We start from the raw sequence: 19,070 nt of genomic DNA, 5'->3' as shown, positions 1-19,070 counted from the left end.
TTCGCGTGTGTGTCAGCGGACCGTCACCGGTACGAGCGTCAGGTAGGCGATGCCCAGGATGCCGCGGTAGGTGAACCACTGGGCGCGGTGGGTGTCGAGGCGTTCGCGGGTCTCTGCGGCCAGCGGGTGGTCCGGGTGCCCGGCGAGCCACACCTCGGTGTCCGCCTGGTATGCCGACTCGAACTCCTCCCACTCTTCCTGGCTCGCGGTCTCGGTCCACTCGGGCCTAAAACCCGCCTCGACGGCGAGATCGACGAGGCGGGCGAGGCCGTAGTGGTCGTCGGCCGAGGCGTCGGGCCACATACCGGACAGCTCGGCCGGGGTCGGGGTCCGCTCCCAGAAGCCCTCGCCGAGCACGACCCGCCCACCGTCACAGACCAGCCGGCGCAGCTCGCGCAGGGCCTCGGTGGTGTGCAGGGGTGGCTCGGCCGTGCTCAGGGCGTGACTGGCACCCAGGCACAGGACCAGGTCGGCCGGTCCGCGCCGAGTTCCCACCGCCGACTCCTCGACGAACTCCACCCGGCTCGCGAGCCCCCGCGCCCGCGCGTTCCGCCGCCCCCGCTCCAGGTCCTCACCACGCAGGTCGACACCGGTACCGCGCGCGTCCGGTACGGCTTCCAGGACCCGCGACAGCAACTCGCCCCAGCCGCAGCCGACGTCGAGCACGGTGCCGGGCCGGCTGCCGGCGAGCCGCCGGACCAGGCGGGCGGCGCGTGCCTCGGAGAGGGGGCCGTGGAAGGTGAGCCGGGTCAGCCGGGGCGGCGGCGCGTCGACGTCCACGTCCGTGTCGGCGGGGTCGGTCAGCGCGGTGAACTCGGTGTCGGTCATGGCGGGCACGCTAGTTTCCGGCACGGATCGGCAACAGCGAATATCCGTACGCCGGTTCCGAGACCGGGCTACGTACACGAGCGGCCGACACTTACCACGTACAGGCGGCCGTCCCCCGCGGCACACCCCCGCGTTACTGCGTAACCGTGAAGTTGCGCAGGATCGCCGCCGTCAGCTCCGGGTCGCCCTCCGTCTTCACCCGGTCCGCGACCGACTCCGTGGTGACGCGGCCGCAGGCCAGGCGGACGTAGGTCTCCCAGTCGAGCGTGAGGGTCGCGGCGGGGCCGAGCGCGGGCGCTGTCTCCAGCGTGCCGCGGCCCTGGATGTCGACGCGGATGGTGCGCAGAAACTCCACGGGCCCGTGCACGTCGAAGACGACCGCGGAACTGCGCGGAGCGTTCGCCTTGTCGGCGACGACCTGGGGAAGCTCGGCGAGCAGGTAGTCCCGGGTGATGTACGCGCCCGGTGAGTCGAGGTTGCCCGGCCGGCCCAGCGCGGCGCGCAGGTCCTGCTCGTGCACCCACACATCGAAGGCGCGGTACCGCATGGCCTCCTCGAGCGTGATGTCCACGCCGAGCGGACCGCGCACCTTGGTTCCGGGGTCACGGGCCTCGTTCCGCAGCTGGCGGTTGCGGCGGATGATCGTGTACTCCAGCTCGGACGTCATCTCCGGCGCCGTGTGGTGACGGCGCACGTCGACCTGCATCTCCATGTACCGCTGGTGCTCGTTGGTGACGTGGAACAGGTCGCGCGGCAGCGTGTGGATGGGGCGCGGGTCGCCGAGCATCTCGCAGTCCATGCCGATGACGTGCGAGACGACGTCGCGGACCGACCACCCCGGGCAGGGCGTCCGCCGGTTCCACTCGCCCTCCACAAGGGGCTGCACCAGCTCGGATATCGCTTCGATGGAGTGGGTCCACGCGTCGGCGTAGGGCTGGAGGGTGGGATGCAGACTCACGGAACGGGACCCCTCGGCGGTCGGTACACGGGCGGTTGGTGGCGGCGGTGCCAGTGGGAGGTGGCTGTCGGCGGGTGTCTCGGAACTCTTGGAAACTCCCCCGAGCTCTCGGCTTCGCTCGAACAGGGGGGACCCCCAAGTTACGCTGCTGTGAGGCACCCCGGCAGTGCTTTCGTGTGACGATCGTAGGCCCGTGTGGACGGCTCGAATGCCAGGACGGTGGTAGTGTGCTCGCCTCGCTGATCCAAATTGCCGTAGAAGATGGCGAATCAGTCGAATTGCGAAGGCGGCGGGTGGCCGCCCTGGTACGAGAACAAGCCGGAGCCGATCTCGTGGTCCTGCCCGAGCTGTGGACCACCGGTGCGTTCGCCTTCGAGGAGTTCGCGCGCGAGGCCGAGCCGCTCGAGGGTCCGACGTACGAGGCGATGGCGAAGGCGGCGAGCGACGCGGGCGTGTGGCTGCACGCCGGCTCGATTCCTGAGCGTGACCCTGACGGTCCCCTCTACAACACCTCGCTCGTCTTCTCCCCCTCCGGCGACCTGGCCGCCGCCTACCGCAAGGTCCACCGCTTCGGCTTCGACAAGGGCGAGGCCGTGCTGATGGGCGCCGGGCACGACCTGGTGACGGTCCCGCTGCCCATGACCACCCTCGGCGTGGCCACCTGCTACGACCTGCGTTTCCCCGAACTCTTCCGCGCTCTCGTCGACGCCGGCGCCGAGACCCTGGTGATCCCGGCGGGCTGGCCGGAACGCCGCCGGGCGCACTGGACACTGCTGGCCCGGGCGCGGGCGGTCGAGAACCAGGCGTTCGTGCTCGCGTGTGGAACGGCCGGTACGCACGCCGGAGTTCCCCAGGCGGGTCACTCGATCGTGGTCGATCCCTGGGGCGAGGTACTGGCCGAGGCGGGCCCCGGCGAGGAGGTCCTCACCGTCGACTTCGACCCGGCGAAGGTGGCGACGACCCGGGAGACGTTCCCGGTGCTCAAGGACCGCGTACTGGGACTGGATCCCCCGCGCCGCGCCCGTTAGTACCCGGCCTCACCCTCGGGTCCGAGCGGCTGTTCCGTCCAGATGACCTTGCCCTCGAGCGTGTAGCGGGTGCCCCAGCGCTCGGCGAACTGGGCCACCAGGAACAGGCCTCGCCCGCCCTCGTCGGTCGTCGCCGCGCGGCGCAAGTGCGGAGCCGTACTGCTGCCGTCGGACACCTCGCAGATCAGAGAGCGGTCGCGGATCAGACGGACGCGGATGGGCCCGCCGGCGTGCCGGATGGCGTTCGTGACCAGTTCGCTCAGGATCAGCTCGGTCGTGAACGCCGACTCCGCCAGCCCCCACTCCTCCAGGGTCCGGGCGGCCGCGGCCCGCACCCGGCCGACGGCCTCCGGGTCCTCCGGCACGTCCCAGACCGCCGTACGGTCGGCGGGGAGCAGTCGCGTCCGCGCCACGACCAGCACGATGTCGTCCCGCGGCCGGTCGGGCACCAGCTCCCTGAGCACCGACCGGCACATCGCCTCCGGCGTCGGGACAGGAACCGACTCCTCCGGTGTCCGACCGGCGCGCACCAGCGTCTCCCGCAGCAGTTCCAGACCCTCGTCGATGTCGCGGTCCTGGTCCTCGACGAGCCCGTCCGTGTACAGCACCAGCGTGCTGCCTTCGGCGAGCCGCAGCGTGGTCGCCTCGAAGGGCAGCTGCCCGCCCAGGCCCAGCGGCGGCCCGCCCGGCACGTCGGGGAACTCCACACCGCCGTCGGGACGGATGACGGCGGGTGCCAGATGCCCGGCGCGGGACAGGGTGCACACCCCGGTGCCGGGGTCGTACACGGCGTACAGACAGGTGGCTCCTGTGACCGGCGGGCCCTCGCTGTCGTCGGTCTCGTCCTGGTCGATGCGGGTGACCAGCTCGTCCAGGTGCCACAGGAGTTCGTCGGGCGGGACGTCCAGGGTCGAGAAGTTGTGGACCGCGGTGCGCAGCCGGCCCATGGTGGCCGCCGCGTGCAGCCCGTGCCCGACGACGTCGCCCACGACGAGCGCCACCCGCACGCCGGGCAGCGGGATGACGTCGAACCAGTCGCCGCCGACCCCGCCCTGCGCGGCCTGCGCGGGCAGATAGCCGTACGCCACGTCGAGGGCGCTCTGCTCGGGCAGGGCCCGGGGCAGCAGGCTGCGCTGCAGCGTGACGGCCATGCCGTGTTCGCGGGTGTAGCGGCGGGCGTTGTCGATGCTGACGGCGGCCCGCGCCACCAGCTCCTCGGCGAGGGAGACGTCGTCCCGCTCGAAGGGCTCGCGCGCACCGGCGCGCCAGAAGGTGGCCACGCCCATGTTGACGCCCCGCGCGCGTAGCGGCACCGCGAGCATCGAGTGGATCCCGAACTCCACGAGCTGGCGCGCCCGTTCGGGATCCTGCGCCTGCCAGCCGGCGAAGACGGTCAGATCGGCCTCCAGGACGGCCTCGCCCGTACCGAAAACGGCCGCCTGCGGAGTGGGGGGCATGAAGCGGAGCAGCCTGCCGGGGCCGTATAGGGGGGTGCCCTGCTGGACACCCTGGAAGCCGACGCGGCGCATGTCCGCGCCGTCGGCTCGCGGCTCCCCGCCCCGCAGCACGGGGTCCGAGAGGTCGACGGTGACGAAGTCGGCGAACCGGGGCACCGCGAAGTTCGCCAGTTCCTGGGCGGTGTGCGCCACGTCGAGGCTGGTGCCGACCTCCATACCGGCGTCGAACAGCAGCTTCAGCCGCTCCTGCGCCAGGTCCGCCCGGCCGGTGAGCGCCTGCAGCTCGGTGGTGTCCCGCAGGGTCGCGACGCTGCCGGGCGGCCCGCCGTTCCGGTCGGTCGAGCGCTGGCTGACGGCCAGCAGCCGGCCCTGCGCCGGATGCACCTCGTCGGTGGCGTCCCGCCCGGAGGCGAACAGCCGGGCCAGGTCGTTGCCGATGTCGAGGTCGAGCGGCGACCGGCCCTGCGGGTCCGGTCCCAGCCCGAGCAGCCTGCGCGCCTCGTCGTTGGCCAGCCCGATCCTGCCGTCCCCGTCCATGATCAGCACGCCCTCCCGTACGGCGTGCAGGACGGCGTCGTGCTGCTCGTACATCCGGGTCATCTCGGCGGGCTCCAGGCCGTGCGTCTGGCGCTGCAGCCGCCTGCTGACCAGGAAGGTGCCGACGGTGGAGATGGCCAGTGCGGCGGTCGTCGCGCCGATGAGCAGCGGCTGCATCGCATGGGTGTGCCCGCTGATCTCCCTGAGCGTGACCCCGGCGGCGACGAGGCCGACGACCTTGCCCTGGGCATCGGTGACCGGCACCACGGCCCGTACGGAGGGGCCCAGCGTGCCGGTGTAGGTCTCCTGGACGACGCCACCCGCGGCGGCGGGGCCGATGGTGCCGATGTAGTGCTTGCCGATCTCGGCGGGGTCGGGGTGGGTGTAGCGGATGCCGTTCGTGGTCATCACCACGATGAAGTCGACATGCGCCGCCTTGCGCGCCGCCTCCGCGCGCGGCTGGAGCACCGCGCTCGGGTCCGGGCTGCGCAGCGCCTCCACGATGCCGGGTGAGTGGGCGAAGGTCTCGGCCACGGCCAAGGAGCGGTTCTGGGCCTCTTCCTCGCTCGCTCTCCGATGCTGAAGAGCCAGGGCGAGTGCCGCCGCGGCGACCAGCAGCACGACGATCGCCGCCTGAAGAACGAAGACCTGCCGGGCGACGGTGCGTACGCTCACCGCCGAGCGCACGCGGCCGAAGAATCCCGCCATGCCTCTTTTATCTCACAAGCGGTACGGGTCCTCCTCCCAGCTCAGCCTCGCCCCGACCCTTCTCACCGACCTCTCACGCCCCACTCGCTCCCCTTCAATTCTCCTCCCGCTCCTTCTCCGCGAGGTGGATCACGCACACCGCCACCGCGATCAGCAGCGCCGGGTCCGCGTCCTCCCGTACGACGTCCACGCCGTACGTCTCGCGCACGTGCAGCCATCGCCGGGAGATCACGGCGAGCAGTTCGCCGTCGTACTCGACGGCGAACTCGCGGTCGAGGATCTTGCCGCTGACGTCCAGCTCCGTGCCGTCCACCAGGCTCACCCGGTAGTGGTTGCGCAGCAACGACAGCCGCTTGCGCCGGATGGTTGCCAGGGCCTCGCGGCCGCGCTCGATCACCATCGTGTCCCGCAGGGCGAACATCTTCTGATGGATGTCGACGAGCACGCGCCCGTGCGTGTCCTTCAACTCGAAGGTGTCCCGCAGACGCATCGCCTTGCCGTCGACGAGGAACACCTTGGAGCCGTGCTCGTCCTCGATCCAGTAGTCCTCGCCGAAGCCGAGGAGCCGGTCGCGTACCAGGAATCTCATGCCGTTACGGCTTCCCCGCGCGCGGGACCGAAACGCCGCCGGTAGGCCGACGGGCTGAGCCCGGTTTCGCGCCGCAGCCGTTCGCGCAGGTTGGCGGCCGTACCGAGACCGCTCCGGGCCGCCACGACGTCCAGCCGCTCCTCGCCCCGCTCGATCAGCCGGCAGGCGAGCGCGACCCGCTCCCCGGTGAGCCAGGCCAGCGGCGTGGTGCCCAGCTGCGTACGGAAGCGGCGGTGCAGCGTCGCGGGGGAGACGGCTGCCCGCGCGGCCAGATCGCCCACCGTCAGCGGCTCGCCCAGCCGCTCCTGGGCCCAGGCCAGCAGCGGCCCGAGCGACTCGTCCGGCACGTCGGGCACCGGCCGCTCCACGAACTGCCGCTGCCCGCCGTCCCGGTGCGCGGCGAACACCAGCCGCCGGGAGACGGCGTTGGCGATCTCGGCGCCGTGATCACGCCGTACGACGTGCAGCCCGAGGTCGAGAGCGGAGGCGCTGCCCGACGCGGTGAGGATGTCGCCGTCGTCCACGAACAGCACGTCCGGCTCCAGCCGCACCTGCGGGAAGCGCGCCCGGAAGGACTCCGCCCACATCCAGTGACAGGCCGCACGCCGCCCGTCGAGCAGTCCGGCCTCGGCGATCGTGAACGCGCCCGAACAGAAACCGACGAGCCGGGCGCCACGCGCGTGTGCCCGCCGTACGGCGTCCAGGACGCGGGGCGAACGCGGGACGGCGGTGTCCGGCCGGTTCGGCACGATCAGCGTGTCCGCCTCCTCGGCCGCCTCCAGACCGGCGACCCCGGAGAGCGTGAAGAAGCCGTCCCGCATCCGGGTGTCCGGCTCGGCGGCGCACAGCCGGAAGTCGTACAGCTCCCGCCCCAGCTCGGGTCTGCGCAGCCCGAAGACCTCGATGGCGCAGCTCATCTCGAACGGGTTGGAGTTCTCGTCGACGACGAGCACGACCCGATGGGCTGCTTCGCCCTGAGAGGATCCTTGCGCCATATGCGATTCCTAGCACTCGCGCGGCGGTCCCGCCACCGCGAAGGTTGTCGGCATGAGCAACGACCCGATCTCCCTGACCTCCGCCCTGGCCTCCTTCACCGAGCAGTGGAGCCCCCGCATCGTGACGGCCGTCAACGACTACGACGTCCGCGTCGCGAAGGTCGAGGGCGACCACCTCTGGCACGTCCACGACCACACCGACGAGTTCTTCCTGGTCCTGGACGGCGAACTCCACATCGCCCTGCGCGAGCCGGCCGGCGAACGCACCGTGGTCCTCCCCAAGGGCTCGGTCTTCACGGTCCCGAGCGGCACGGAACACAAGCCGTACGCCCCGGTCCCCACGGCCATCCTCCTCTTCGAACCCACGGGCACGGTCACGGTCGGCGACCGCCACGACGAGATCCCGTCCCACGTGGACGCGACGACGGGACACGCGCTGGGGTGACTGTCGGTGGCGAGTGGCACGCTTGATCCATGAGCGACACGTTCCCGGCCCCGACCCGCCGCCGCGCCCGAGTGCGCGCTCCCGAGCTGACCGGCAAGGGCGGCTGGCTGAACACGGGTGGGAAGCAGTACACCCTTGCCGACCTGCGGGGACGCATCGTTGTTGTTGATTTTTGGACCTTCTGCTGCATCAACTGTCTGCACGTCCTCGACGAACTGCGGGAGCTGGAGGAGAAGCACCGGGACACCGTCGTGATCGTCGGGGTGCACTCGCCGAAGTTCGTGCACGAGGCCGAGCACGGAGCCGTGGTCGACGCCGTCGAGCGGTACGGGGTGGAGCATCCCGTGCTCGACGACCCCGAGCTGGCCACCTGGAAGCAGTACGCCGTGCGGGCCTGGCCGACGCTCGTCGTCATCGATCCCGAGGGTTACGTCGTCGCGCAGCACGCCGGTGAGGGGCATGCGCACGCCATCGAGCGGCTCGTCGAGGAGCTGGAGGCCGAGCACGCCGCCAAGGGCACGCTGCGCCGGGGCGACGGGCCGTACGTGGCGCCGGAGCCCGAGCCGACCGTGCTGCGCTTCCCCGGTAAGGCGCTGCTGCTGCCCGGCGGGAACTTCCTGGTCAGCGACACCACCCGGCATCAGCTGGTGGAGCTGGCCGAGGACGGTGAGAGCGTGGTGCGGCGGATCGGGTCCGGGGTGCGCGCCTTCGTGGACGGTGCGGCGGACGCGGCTTCCTTCAGTGAGCCGCAGGGGCTCGCGCTTCTCGACGAGTCGTCCGTGGTCGTCGCTGACACCGTCAACCACGCCCTGCGGCGGGTGGACCTGGTCACCGGTGAGGTGAGCACCCTCGCCGGCACGGGGAAGCAGTGGTGGCAGGGGTCAGCCACCGCTGGTCCGGCTCGTGAGGTCGACCTCTCCTCGCCCTGGGACGTGGCCCTGTTCGGCGGCAAGGTGTGGATCGCCATGGCGGGGGTGCATCAGCTGTGGGCGTACGACCCGGCCGAGGGGACCGTCGGGGTCGCGGCCGGTACGACCAACGAGGGGCTGGTGGACGGGCCCGGTGACGAGGCGTGGTTCGCGCAGCCGTCCGGGCTCGCGGCCACCGCCGACCGGCTCTGGCTCGCCGACTCCGAGACGTCGGCGCTGCGCTGGGTGGACCTCGACGGCGCCGTGCACACCGCCGTGGGCACCGGTCTGTTCGACTTCGGCCACCGGGACGGCGCCGCCGAACAGGCCCTGTTCCAGCATCCGTTGGGTGTGACCGCGCTGCCCGACGGCTCGGTGGCGGTGGCCGACACGTACAACCACGCGCTACGGCGTTACGACCCCGCGACCGGCGAAGTCACCACCTTGGCCACGGACTTGCGCGAGCCGAGCGACGCCGTGCTGGCCGGCGACGACATCGTGGTCGTCGAGTCGGCCCGGCACCGGCTGACCCGGCTGAGACTGCCCGAGGAGGCGGTGCGGGTGGCCGCCGTGTCCCACCGTACGCAGCGCGCTGCCACCGAAGTCGCGCCCGGAAGGCTCCGGTTGGACGTGGTCTTCCAGGCTCCGGCCGGCCAGAAGCTCGACACGCGGTACGGCCCCTCGACGCGCCTGCTCGTCTCCTCCACCCCGCCCGGGCTGCTGCTCGCGGGTGCGGGCGCGGACCCGGACCTGTCCCGTGAGCTGGAGTTGAACCCGGCTGTCAGGGAGGGCGTGCTGCACGTCTCGGCGATGGCGGCGTCCTGCGACGACGACCCGGACAACGAATACCCCGCGTGCCATGTGCATCAGCAGGACTGGTGCGTCCCGGTCCGGGTCGCGGAGGGCGGCACGACCCGGCTCCCCCTGGTCCTCGCGGGGAGGGACGACGACACCCGGGTGCCGTAACCTCAGCCCCCGGTCGCCGTCGGCGTCGTCGAACCGCCGGCAGCTGGTCCGGCCGTCGAAGCTGTCCTTCACCTTGCCCACGAAGCCGTTGGCGCCGGCATACGCGTGGGCGTGCCGGTACGGGTTGGGTGCCGGATGACCGGTTACCCCTCCAGGAACGCCACCAGCGCGTTGGCCAGCATGTGGGGGTCGTTTGCGCCGCACAGTTCGCGGGTGCTGTGCATCGAGAGGATCGCGACGCCGATGTCGACCGTCTTGATGCCGTGCCGTGCCGCCGTGATCGGGCCGATCGTGGTGCCGCAGGGCATCGAGTTGTTGGAGACGAAGGACTGGAAGGGGATCCCGGCCTTCTCGCAGGCGGTGGCGAAGACCGCGCGGCCCGAACCGTCCGTGGCGTAGCGGTTGTTGACGTTGACCTTGAGGATCGGGCCGCCGTCGACGCGCGGGTGGTGCGTCGGGTCGTGGCGCTCCGCGTAGTTGGGGTGCACCGCGTGACCCGTGTCGGAGGACAGGCAGATCGTGCCGGCGAAGGCGCGCGCCCGGTCCTCGTACGAGCCGCCGCGTGCGAACACCGAGCGCTCCAGCACCCCGCCGAGGAGCGGCCCGTCCGCACCCGTGTCGGACTGCGAGCCGTTCTCCTCGTGGTCGAAGGCGGCCAGGACCGGGATGTACGGCAGGTCCGCGTCGGAGGTGGCGACCGCGGCCAGTGCCGCCGTGGCCGCGTGGACCGACAGCAGGTTGTCCATGCGTGGCCCGGCGACCAGCTCACGTTCGCGGCCGAGGTAGGCCGGTGCCTCGACGGAGTGCGTCATCAGGTCCCAGCCGGACACGTCACCGGCCGGCAGCCCGGACTCCTCTTCCAGGAAGGCGATCAGATCACCGTCGCGCACGTCGTCGCCGAGGCCCCAGATGGGCTGCATGTGCCGCTGCTTGTCGAGCTTGAGACCCTCGGCGGTCACGTTCCGGTCGAGGTGGATGGCCAGCTGGGGCACCCTCAGGAGGGGCCTGTCGATGTTCACCAGACGGCTCGAACCGTCCCGCAGGGTCAGCCGGCCGGACAGGCCCAGGTCCCGGTCCAGCCAGGAGTTGAGCAGGGGGCCGCCGTAGATCTCCACGGCGACCTGGCGCCAGCCGTGCGCCCCGGTGTCCGGCAGTGGCTTGACCCGCAGATTGGGCGAGTCGGTGTGGGCGCCGACGATCCGGAACGGCGTGTGCGCTCCGGCGCCCTCGGGGACGTGCCAGGCCACGATCGCCCCGCCGCGCAGCACGTACTTGCCGCCGCTCGTCGCGTCCCAGGCATCCGTCTCGGCGACCTGGCGGAAACCGGCCTTCTCCAGCCGCTCGGCGGCGTTCGCCACGGCGTGGTACGGCGACGGGCTCGCCGCGAGGAAGGACATCAGGTCGTCGGTGTGGCCCCGGTCGAAGCGGGTTGATGCGCTCATGGGGTTTTAGTTTAACGACGTACGTGGGCCTCCTCCCTCTCACGGGAGCAGACCCACGTATGTGATCGGAGCGTGCGGCCGGTGACTAGAACGCGGCCTCGTCCAGCTCCATCAGGTCCAGGTCGACGTTCTCCGAGACCTTGCGGGCCAGGGTGACGCCGGGCAGGACGTTGGCCGCGAAGAACTTCGCCGCGGCGATCTTGCCGGTGTAGAAGGCCACATCCTTGGAGGACACAGCCTTGGCGGACGCCGACTGAAGCTTCTCGGCGGCGACCGCGGCACCCTTGAGGAGCAGATAGCCGACGATCACGTCACCGGAGGTGAGCAGCAGGCGGGTGGTGTTCAGGCCCACCTTGTAGATGTTCTTGACGTCCTGCTCGGTGGCGGCAAGGTCGGTCAGCATCAGGCCGACGATCGCCTCCAGCTCGACGGCGGCCTTGGCCAGGTGCTCGCGGGCGCCCGCCAGCTCCTCGCCGCCGGTGCCGAGCGCCAGGAACTTCTTGATGTCCTCGGCGAGGGAGTTCAGCGCGGCACCCTGGTTGCGGACGATCTTCCGAAAGAAGAAGTCCTGACCCTGGATCGCCGTCGTGCCCTCGTACAGGGTGTCGATCTTGGCGTCGCGGATGTACTGCTCGATCGGGTACTCCTGCAGGAAGCCGGAGCCGCCGAAGGTCTGCAGCGACTGGGCGAGCTGCTCGTAGCCCTTCTCGGAGCCGTAGCCCTTGACGATCGGCAGGAGCAGGTCGTTGAGCGCGTGCTCGGTCGACGCGTCCTCGCCGTTCGCCTCCTTGACCGCGATGGCGTCCTGGACGGAGGCGGTGTAGAGGACGAGGGCGCGCATCCCCTCCGCGTACGCCTTCTGCGTGATCAGCGAGCGGCGCACGTCGGGGTGGTGGGTGATGGTGACCTTGGGCGCGGCCTTGTCCATGAAGTTGGCCAGGTCGGGACCCTGGACGCGCTCTTTGGCGTACTCCAGCGCGTTGAGGTAGCCGGTCGACAGGGTGGAGATCGCCTTCGTGCCGACCATCATGCGGGCGAACTCGATGATGCGGAACATCTGGCGGATGCCGTCGTGCTTGTCGCCGATCAGCCAGCCCTTGGCGGGGTGGCGGTCGCCGAAGGTCATCTCGCAGGTGTTGGAGGCCTTGAGGCCCATCTTGTGCTCGACGTTCGTGGCGTAGGCGCCGTTGCGCTCGCCCAGCTCGCCGGTCTCGAAGTCGAAGAGGTACTTGGGCACGAGGAAGAGGGACAGCCCCTTGGTGCCGGGACCGGCGCCCTCCGGCCGCGCGAGCACGTAGTGAAGGATGTTCTCCTCCATGTCGTGCTCACCGGAGGTGATGAAGCGCTTCACGCCCTCGATGTGCCAGGAGCCGTCCTCCTGCTGGATCGCCTTGGTGCGGCCGGCGCCCACATCCGAACCGGCGTCGGGCTCGGTGAGCACCATGGTCGACCCCCAGGTCTTCTCCACGGCGATCTCGGCGACCTTCTTCTGCCACTCGGTGCCCTCCTCGAAGAGGATGCGGGCGAACGCCGGGCCGGAGGAGTACATCCAGATCGCCGGGTTCGAGCCGAGGATCAGCTCCGCGTACGACCAGATCAGGGACGGGGGAGCCGTCGTGCCGCCGATCTCCTCGGGCAGGCCCAGACGCCAGTACTCGGAGTCCATGAAGGCCTTGTAGCTCTTCTTGAAGGACGCCGGGACGGGCGCGGTGTTCGTCTCGGGGTCGAAGACCGGGGGGTTGCGGTCGGCGTCGGCGAAGGACTCGGCCAGCTCGTTCTCGGCGAGCCGGGTCAGCTCCTCGAGGACGCTCTTCGCGGTGTCGGTGTCCATCTCGGCGAAGGGGCCGGTGCCGTACAGCTTGTCGCGGCCGAGGACTTCGAAAAGGTTGAACTCGATGTCGCGGAGATTCGGCTTGTAGTGCCCCATGTGACGGCTCCGTATCGGACTCGGCGAGGCACTGACTCCTCGCATCTGGTTCACGTACCAATTAGTAGCTACGATGATGCTACCCGTCGGTAATAAGAAGCAAGCCCGAACCGGTCATCTGTGACTCAGTACGCTTGCGCCTATGTACGGATACGGCCAGCCCATGAACGATGGTGCTGCTCAGCAGCAGTACGCCTCGCCGCAGCAGCCGGCGGGCGGTGTCGGCGGCTATGGCCAGCAGCAGCCGCCGCTGTACCCCGAGCCGTCGCCGCCGTCGCTCGCGGACGCGGTGCGGGCCTTCACGACCGGCCAGCTCACCCCCGAGGACTTCCAGCAGGTCTTCGCGACCTCGAAGGTGTACTGCCCGCGCGGTGACAACCCCGGCTTCCTCGCCCTGCACAACACCCAGCAGCCGGTGATCCCGATGTTCACCTCGCTGAAGGAGCTGCGCCGGTACGCGGGCAAGGAGTCGAAGTACTTCGTGATCACCGGCGCCGAGGTGATCGACCTCCTGCCGACCGGCTACGGCTTCGTCCTCGACATGGAGGGCGAGCACCGCATGGTCTTCGACGCGAAGGCCGTGGAGCAGATGGTCGAGTTCGCGATGCGGCGCATGTACGGCTGAGTCGTGTGTGCGGCTGAGCCGCGACCGTCACCCCGCTCTTGTGTGAGCCCGGAGGGAATGCCCTCCGGGCTTTCTCTGTTGGGGGTGGCAGAAAGTTCAGCGTTCAACTAAAGTAGGTCCACAAGGAGGTACCGACATGCCTGCAGTGACCGTGGAGAACCCGTTGACCCTGCCGCGCGTGGCCGCGCTGGCCGACGCAGTGGCACGTCCCGTGCTCGCCGTCTCGACCGCACCGAGCGGGTACGAGGGTGAGGGCTTCCCGGTGCGCCGGGCGTTCGCCGGGATCAACTACCGCCATCTCGACCCGTTCATCATGATGGACCAGATGGGCGAAGTGGAGTACGCGCCGGGTGAGCCCAAGGGCACCCCCTGGCACCCGCACCGCGGCTTCGAGACCGTCACCTACATCATCGACGGCATCTTCGACCACCAGGACTCGAACGGCGGTGGCGGCACCATCACCAACGGCGACACCCAGTGGATGACGGCGGGCGCGGGCCTCCTGCACATCGAGGCGCCGCCGGAGTCCCTCGTCGTGTCCGGCGGCCTCTTCCACGGTCTGCAGCTGTGGGTGAACCTGCCGGCCAAGGACAAGATGATGGCGCCGCGCTACCAGGACATCCGCGCGGGCAACGTCCAGCTGCTCACCTCCCCCGACGGCGGCGCGCTCCTGCGGGTCATCGCCGGTGAGCTGGACGGGCACGCGGGTCCGGGCATCACGCACACGCCGATCAGCATGATCCACGCGACGCTGGCGCCGGGTGCCGAGATCACGCTGCCCTGGCGCGAGGACTTCAACGCGCTCGCGTACGTGCTGGCGGGCAGCGGCACGGTCGGCGCCGACCACCGTCCGATCAAGCTGGGCCAGACCGCCGTCTTCGGCAACGGCTCCTCGCTGACTGTCCGCGCGGACGAGAAGCAGGACTCCCACACGCCGGACCTGGAGGTCGTCCTCCTCGGCGGACAGCCCATCCGTGAGCCCATGGCCCACTACGGCCCCTTCGTCATGAACACCCGCGAAGAGCTCCAGCAGGCCTTCGAGGACTTCCAGAAGGGCCGCCTCGGCACCATCCCGGCGGTCCACGGCATGACGGAGTCCGGCCCCCAGGCCTGACCCCGCACCACACCCCGACAAGCCGTGCGCCCACGAGGCCACGGCTCGTCGGCGTACGGCGAGCCGGCCACCGTCGCTGACGGTCCGTCACCCGCACGGACCGTTCGCGCAGGACACGGTGGGCTGTGCGTGATCCGCTGGGTGGGTGCAGCTGCTCCCCGAACCGATCCGTCGTCTCGCGGCCTGGTGCGTGGTGATCCTGCTCGCGTCCGGCGTCGCGTACATCGGGATCCGGCTGTGCGTGGAGTTCCGTACGGCCGTGACGCCCGTGCTGCTCGCGCTGCTGGGCACCGCGCTGCTCGGCCCGCTGTACCGGCGGCTCGTGCGGGCCGGGGTGCAGCGGTCCCTGGCCGCCGGGCTCACCTGTGTCGCGGTCGTCGCCGTGGTCGGGGGCGCCGTGTACATCGTGGTCGCCGTGCTGATCGACACCGGGGACGAGATCATCGCCTCGCTGCGGGAGGCCGGGAAGTCCCTCGCCCAGCACTTCGGGGCGGCCGGGACCTCGCTCGACGACCTCGCCGCCAACTCCAAGGAACTGCTCACCAAGTTCGGCGGAACGGCAGCCGCCAATGTGATCAGCGGGGTCAGCGTCGTGGGCGAGGCCATCGCCATGGCCGTACTGGCGCTGCTGCTCGTCTTCTTCTTCCTGCGCGACTCCGACCGGGCCGCCGAGACCCTCAGATCCGTCGCCCCGCGCGGCACCGCCGACCTCCTGGAGGCCATGGCCCGGCGCGCCTTCGGTGCGATCGAGGGCTTCATGCGCGGCACGACCGTCATCGCGCTCATCGACGCCACCTGCATCACCGTCGGACTGCTCATCCTCCAGGTGCCGGGCGCGCCGGGCCTGGGCGCGCTGGTCTTCGTCGCCGCCTACATCCCCTACCTCGGCGCCTTCCTCTCCGGCGCGGTGGCCGTGCTCGTCGCGCTCGCCGACCGGGGCTTCGTGATCGCGCTGTGGGCGCTCGGCGTCGTACTCGCCGTCCAGCTGCTGGAGGGGCACGTGCTCCAGCCGATGATCCAGAGCCGCACCGTGCAGATGCATCCGGCGGTGGTGATACTGGCGATCACGGCGGGCGCGTCCGTCGCCGGGATCGTGGGGATGCTGCTCGCCGTACCGCTGACCGCCGCCGCGTTCGGGGTCGTACAGGAGCTCAGGAGCCGGTACGCCCTTGAACAAGAGGCAGGGCCTTAGTCACCGCCGCTCGTACACGTCGAACCAGATCGTCTTCCCCTCGCCCCGCGGATTGACCCCCCACTCGTCCGCGAGCAGCTCGATCAGCACCAGGCCGCGCCCGGAGGAGGCCAGTTCCCCGGGCCGGCGCTTGTGCGGGAGGTCGTCGCCGGCTTCGGTGACCTCCACCCGCAGCCGTGCCGCCTCCGCATCCGCGGCGACCAGCCCGGTGGCGGTGTCCCAGTGCCACATCCCGGTCGCGAGGGCGGCGAGTACGTCCCCGACGGCGGGTGGGGGCTCACCAGTGCGCATTGCCCCACTTTATGGAGAGATGATCCAGGAATGCCGCCGGTCGCCGACTCGGTAATGGTGGGGAGCCGATCTTGGGGTGCCCGGTAGGCTGGGGGGCAGTTTCATGTGAAACACGCCCCCCGATCCGCAAAGACTGGATGAACGACGATGCATCGGTACAGGTCCCACACCTGCGGCGAGCTCCGCGCCTCTGACGTCGACACCGACGTCCGGCTGAGTGGCTGGCTGCACAATCGGCGCGACCTGGGCGGCATCCTCTTCATCGATCTGCGCGATCACTACGGCATCACGCAGCTCGTCGCCCGTCCGGGCACGGAGGCGTACGACGCCCTCGACAAGCTGTCCAAGGAGACGGTCGTCCGTATCGACGGACGGGTGGTCTCCCGGGGCACGGAGAACGTGAACCCGGACCTCCCCACCGGCGAGGTGGAGATCGAGGTCTCCCAGGTCGAGGTGCTGGGCACCGCGGCCTCCCTCCCCTTCACGATCAACGCCGAGGACGGGGTCAACGAGGAGCGGCGCCTGGAGTACCGCTTCCTGGACCTGCGCCGCGAGCGTATGCACCGCAACATCATGCTGCGTACGGCCGTGATCTCCGCGATCCGTCACAAGATGACGGCGCTGGGCTTCAACGAGATGGCGACGCCGATCCTGTCGGCCACCTCCCCCGAGGGCGCGCGCGACTTCGTCGTCCCCTCGCGCCTGAACCCGGGCAAGTTCTACGCGCTGCCGCAGGCGCCGCAGCAGTTCAAGCAGCTGCTGATGATCTCCGGCTTCGACCGCTACTTCCAGATCGCGCCCTGCTTCCGTGATGAGGACGCCCGCGCGGACCGCTCGCCGGGCGAGTTCTACCAGCTCGACGTCGAGATGAGCTTCGTCGAGCAGGAGGACGTCTTCCGGCCGATCGAGCAGCTGATGACGGAGCTGTTCGAGGAGTTCGGCGACGGCCGCCACGTCACCTCCCCCTTCCCGCGGATCCCGTTCCGCGAGGCGATGCTGAAGTACGGCTCCGACAAGCCGGACCTGCGCGCCAAGCTCGAACTCGTCGACATCACCGACGTGTTCGAGGGCTCGGAGTTCAAGGCGTTCGCCGGCAAGCACGTGCGCGCGCTGCCCGTGCCGGACGTCTCGTCCCAGCCGCGCAAGTTCTTCGACCAGCTCGGCGACTTCGCGGTGACGCTGGGCGCGAAGGGCCTGGCGTGGGTCCGTGTCGCCGAGGACGGTTCGCTGTCCGGCCCGATCGCCAAGTTCCTGACGGAGGCCAACGTCGCCGAACTGACGAAGCGTCTGTCCCTGGCCCCCGGCCATGCGGTGTTCTTCGGCGCGGGCGAGTTCGACGAGGTCTCGAAGATCATGGGCGCGGTCCGCGTCGAAGCCGCGCGCCGGGCCGGCCACTTCGAGGAGAACGTCTTCCGGTTCTGCTGGATCGTCGACTTCCCGATGTACGAGAAGGACGAGGAGACCGGCGCGATCGACTTCTCGCACAACCCCTTCTCCATGCCGCAGGGCGGCCTCGAGGCCCTGGAGACCCAGGACCCGCTGGACATCCTGGGCTGGCAGTACGACATCGTCTGCAACGGCGTCGAGCTGTCGTCCGGCGCGATCCGGAACCACGAGCCGGACATCATGCTCAAGGCCTTCGAGATCGCGGGCTACGACCGCGAGACGGTCGAGGACAAGTTTGCGGGCATGCTCCGCGCCTTCCGCTTCGGCGCCCCGCCGCACGGCGGCATCGCCCCGGGCGTGGACCGCATCGTCATGCTCCTCGCCGACGAGCCCAACATCCGCGAGACGATCTCCTTCCCGCTCAACGGCAACGCCCAGGACCTGATGATGGGCGCGCCTACGGAGCTGGAGGAGGCCCGGCTGAAGGAACTGCACCTTTCGGTACGGAAGCCGCAGCCGAAGTAGGCGTTCGCGCGAAGCGGCCCGGAACCTCGGAGGTTCCGGGCCGCTTTCGCATGTGTGCAGCCGGGGTTCACGCGGAAGTGTGGGCGGAGAGTGTCAGGCCAGCCCCAGTCGCGGTATCTCCCGTCCCGGGGAGCGGTCCATCACCATCAACAGGCCGGCCTCGCGAGTCCTGTCGTAGGCGGCCTCGTCTATGACGTCCAACTGGAACCAGACCGCCTTGGCGCCGATTGCCACAGCCTGGTCGGCAATGCCTCCGGCCAGGGTGGAGTTGACGAACACATCGACCACGTCCACCGGGAAGGGGATCTCCGAGAGAGCGGCGTAGCCCTGCTCACCGTGCACCGTCTCGGCCTTCGGATGCACGGGCACCACCCTTTTGCCGAGGCGCCGCAACTTCTCGGCCACGCGGTAGGCGGCCCGTTCGGGGTTGTCGGACAGGCCCACCACGGCCCAGGTGTCTCCGACAGCGGTGAGAATCTGCCTCATTGTCGTGTCATCGCTGTAGATCGTCATGCCCGGCACCTCCGTGAGGGTCGTCAGCAGAATGAGGAGACGCTAGCGAACTTGCATACTGTATGCAATACACCCGAGTGACCATGCGGGCGCGTTGGCCGCCGTGCGCTCGTGTCCGGGCTGGTTGCAGGAGGTCGTGCGGGTGACGATCCGGCCGTCGGGGGTGCGTTCGCGTTTGCGGCGGAGGTAGCCGTGGGCTTCGAGTTCGCGCAAGGCGGCGGCGATCCGGGCTGGGCCCTCGGGGAAACGGTCGGCGAGGGACTTGATGTCGACGGGGGTGCCGGTGGGGACGGACTGGATGTGGCAGGCCAGGCCGATCGCGAGCAGCGACAGGTCCGGGTGCTGGGTGAGGTGGTTGCCGATCACCGTGAAGCGGGTGGTGTGGCGGGCGTTGTCGTGGACGACGCCGCCGGGGTGGCCGGTACGGGCCATCCGGGTACGGGCGTTGCGGTGCGGACGTACGACGAAGGGGCGCGGGATGCGGGACGTGACCAGGTGACTGGCGGCGGCCTTCCGCGGCGCGAGCCGGGTCGTCGCTGGCGGCGGTCGAGCGGAGAACGTCGGTGACGACCCAGGGGCGGTTGCGTACGGTCACACGCTGGCCGGGTGCCGGCGCCCCCGACGTGTCCGGATCCG

Annotated in this window: 15 protein-coding genes and 2 pseudogenes; 7 read left to right on the top strand and 10 right to left on the bottom strand. The window is 70.2% G+C overall.

Annotated elements, in window-relative coordinates; all coding sequences use genetic code 11:
* Positions 1 to 12: 12 nt before the first annotated feature.
* Entirely contained in the window at positions 13 to 828 is an 816-nt protein-coding gene (locus ACFYXB_RS05840) for an SAM-dependent methyltransferase (RefSeq protein ID WP_389578140.1), read from the bottom strand.
* 133 nt (positions 829 to 961) lie between these two features.
* Positions 962 to 1,786 carry a maleylpyruvate isomerase family mycothiol-dependent enzyme gene (locus ACFYXB_RS05835; RefSeq protein ID WP_389578137.1) on the bottom strand — a complete coding sequence of 275 codons (825 nt, stop codon included), beginning with the start codon at positions 1,784 to 1,786 and terminating at the stop codon, positions 962 to 964.
* Positions 1,787 to 2,013: 227 nt separating this feature from the next.
* On the opposite strand from ACFYXB_RS05835, the gene ACFYXB_RS05830 reads away from it, so the two are divergent.
* Positions 2,014 to 2,814, top strand: a complete 801-nt coding sequence (locus ACFYXB_RS05830; RefSeq protein ID WP_389578135.1) for a carbon-nitrogen family hydrolase — start codon at positions 2,014 to 2,016, stop codon at positions 2,812 to 2,814.
* Here the strand turns inward: ACFYXB_RS05830 and ACFYXB_RS05825 are convergent.
* The 3 genes from ACFYXB_RS05825 to ACFYXB_RS05815 all read right to left on the bottom strand — a co-directional run bounded on the left by ACFYXB_RS05825 (position 2,811) and on the right by ACFYXB_RS05815 (position 7,100).
* Positions 2,811 to 5,516, bottom strand: a complete 2,706-nt coding sequence (locus ACFYXB_RS05825) for a SpoIIE family protein phosphatase (protein WP_389578132.1) — start codon at positions 5,514 to 5,516, stop codon at positions 2,811 to 2,813. The two genes, ACFYXB_RS05830 and ACFYXB_RS05825, sit on opposite strands and share 4 nt — an antisense overlap.
* Before the next feature lie 94 nt (positions 5,517 to 5,610).
* Positions 5,611 to 6,105 (bottom strand): LURP-one-related/scramblase family protein, encoded by a 495-nt coding sequence (locus ACFYXB_RS05820; protein ID WP_389578129.1) that lies wholly within the window; start codon positions 6,103 to 6,105, stop codon positions 5,611 to 5,613.
* The gene (locus ACFYXB_RS05815; RefSeq protein WP_389578126.1) at positions 6,102 to 7,100 is read right to left on the bottom strand and encodes a GlxA family transcriptional regulator; all 999 of its coding nucleotides are present in this window, start codon (positions 7,098 to 7,100) and stop codon (positions 6,102 to 6,104) included. Before ACFYXB_RS05815 ends, ACFYXB_RS05820 begins: the two co-directional genes overlap by 4 nt.
* 52 nt (positions 7,101 to 7,152) lie before the next feature.
* On the opposite strand from ACFYXB_RS05815, the gene ACFYXB_RS05810 reads away from it, so the two are divergent.
* Positions 7,153 to 7,545 carry a cupin domain-containing protein gene (locus tag ACFYXB_RS05810; RefSeq protein ID WP_389578124.1) on the top strand — a complete coding sequence of 131 codons (393 nt, stop codon included), beginning with the start codon at positions 7,153 to 7,155 and terminating at the stop codon, positions 7,543 to 7,545.
* A 29-nt stretch (positions 7,546 to 7,574) separates the two neighbouring features.
* Complete coding sequence (locus ACFYXB_RS05805; RefSeq protein WP_389578122.1) at positions 7,575 to 9,419, top strand: thioredoxin-like domain-containing protein; 1,845 nt, start codon at positions 7,575 to 7,577, stop codon at positions 9,417 to 9,419.
* Between the two features lie 143 nt (positions 9,420 to 9,562).
* Here the strand turns inward: ACFYXB_RS05805 and ACFYXB_RS05800 are convergent, their stop codons facing one another.
* A complete protein-coding gene (locus ACFYXB_RS05800; protein WP_389578120.1) occupies positions 9,563 to 10,861 on the bottom strand; it encodes a M18 family aminopeptidase in 1,299 nt (432 codons plus the stop codon).
* Positions 10,862 to 10,946: 85 nt separating this feature from the next.
* Positions 10,947 to 12,788 (bottom strand): acyl-CoA dehydrogenase, encoded by a 1,842-nt coding sequence (locus tag ACFYXB_RS05795; RefSeq protein WP_389578118.1) that lies wholly within the window; start codon positions 12,786 to 12,788, stop codon positions 10,947 to 10,949.
* A gap of 142 nt (positions 12,789 to 12,930) precedes the next feature.
* Between ACFYXB_RS05795 and ACFYXB_RS05790 the strand changes: the two genes are divergently transcribed.
* The 3 genes from ACFYXB_RS05790 (at position 12,931) to ACFYXB_RS05780 (ending at position 15,719) form a co-directional block, all read left to right on the top strand.
* Entirely contained in the window at positions 12,931 to 13,413 is a 483-nt protein-coding gene (locus ACFYXB_RS05790) for an SseB family protein (RefSeq protein WP_389578115.1), read from the top strand.
* A gap of 136 nt (positions 13,414 to 13,549) precedes the next feature.
* Positions 13,550 to 14,527 (top strand): pirin family protein, encoded by a 978-nt coding sequence (locus tag ACFYXB_RS05785; protein ID WP_389578112.1) that lies wholly within the window; start codon positions 13,550 to 13,552, stop codon positions 14,525 to 14,527.
* 145 nt (positions 14,528 to 14,672) lie between these two features.
* Positions 14,673 to 15,719 (top strand): AI-2E family transporter, encoded by a 1,047-nt coding sequence (locus tag ACFYXB_RS05780; RefSeq protein WP_389578109.1) that lies wholly within the window; start codon positions 14,673 to 14,675, stop codon positions 15,717 to 15,719.
* Here ACFYXB_RS05780 and ACFYXB_RS05775 read toward each other — a convergent pair.
* A pseudogene (locus tag ACFYXB_RS05775) lies at positions 15,720 to 15,899 on the bottom strand (ATP-binding protein); the annotation flags it as partial.
* A 258-nt stretch (positions 15,900 to 16,157) separates the two neighbouring features.
* Between ACFYXB_RS05775 and aspS the strand changes: the two are divergent.
* The gene (aspS, locus tag ACFYXB_RS05770; RefSeq protein WP_389578107.1) at positions 16,158 to 17,921 is read left to right on the top strand and encodes an aspartate--tRNA ligase; all 1,764 of its coding nucleotides are present in this window, start codon (positions 16,158 to 16,160) and stop codon (positions 17,919 to 17,921) included.
* 93 nt (positions 17,922 to 18,014) lie between these two features.
* On the opposite strand, the gene ACFYXB_RS05765 is transcribed toward aspS, so the two are convergent.
* Both ACFYXB_RS05765 and ACFYXB_RS05760 read right to left on the bottom strand, forming a co-directional pair.
* Complete coding sequence (locus ACFYXB_RS05765) at positions 18,015 to 18,428, bottom strand: CoA-binding protein (protein ID WP_351351579.1); 414 nt, start codon at positions 18,426 to 18,428, stop codon at positions 18,015 to 18,017.
* A 111-nt stretch (positions 18,429 to 18,539) separates the two neighbouring features.
* A pseudogene (locus tag ACFYXB_RS05760) lies at positions 18,540 to 18,866 on the bottom strand (helix-turn-helix domain-containing protein); the annotation flags it as partial.
* Positions 18,867 to 19,070: the final 204 nt, after the last annotated feature.

Source organism: Streptomyces sp. NPDC002619 (assembly GCF_042889305.1).
In the GTDB taxonomy this organism is placed as follows: Bacteria; Actinomycetota; Actinomycetes; order Streptomycetales; family Streptomycetaceae; genus Streptomyces.
The sequence above is the reverse complement of the archived record's forward strand: the minus strand, read 5'-3'. Positions and strand labels throughout refer to the sequence as shown.

Coding starts and splice junctions, on each gene's coding strand:
- aspS (WP_389578107.1), top strand. CDS start 16,158: ATGCATCGGTACAGGTCCCACACCTGCGGCGAGCTCCGCGCCTCTGAC.
- ACFYXB_RS05825 (WP_389578132.1), bottom strand. CDS start 5,516: ATGGCGGGATTCTTCGGCCGCGTGCGCTCGGCGGTGAGCGTACGCACC.
- ACFYXB_RS05820 (WP_389578129.1), bottom strand. CDS start 6,105: ATGAGATTCCTGGTACGCGACCGGCTCCTCGGCTTCGGCGAGGACTAC.
- ACFYXB_RS05840 (WP_389578140.1), bottom strand. CDS start 828: ATGACCGACACCGAGTTCACCGCGCTGACCGACCCCGCCGACACGGAC.
- ACFYXB_RS05785 (WP_389578112.1), top strand. CDS start 13,550: ATGCCTGCAGTGACCGTGGAGAACCCGTTGACCCTGCCGCGCGTGGCC.
- ACFYXB_RS05810 (WP_389578124.1), top strand. CDS start 7,153: ATGAGCAACGACCCGATCTCCCTGACCTCCGCCCTGGCCTCCTTCACC.
- ACFYXB_RS05800 (WP_389578120.1), bottom strand. CDS start 10,861: ATGAGCGCATCAACCCGCTTCGACCGGGGCCACACCGACGACCTGATG.
- ACFYXB_RS05795 (WP_389578118.1), bottom strand. CDS start 12,788: ATGGGGCACTACAAGCCGAATCTCCGCGACATCGAGTTCAACCTTTTC.
- ACFYXB_RS05815 (WP_389578126.1), bottom strand. CDS start 7,100: ATGGCGCAAGGATCCTCTCAGGGCGAAGCAGCCCATCGGGTCGTGCTC.
- ACFYXB_RS05790 (WP_389578115.1), top strand. CDS start 12,931: ATGTACGGATACGGCCAGCCCATGAACGATGGTGCTGCTCAGCAGCAG.
- ACFYXB_RS05805 (WP_389578122.1), top strand. CDS start 7,575: ATGAGCGACACGTTCCCGGCCCCGACCCGCCGCCGCGCCCGAGTGCGC.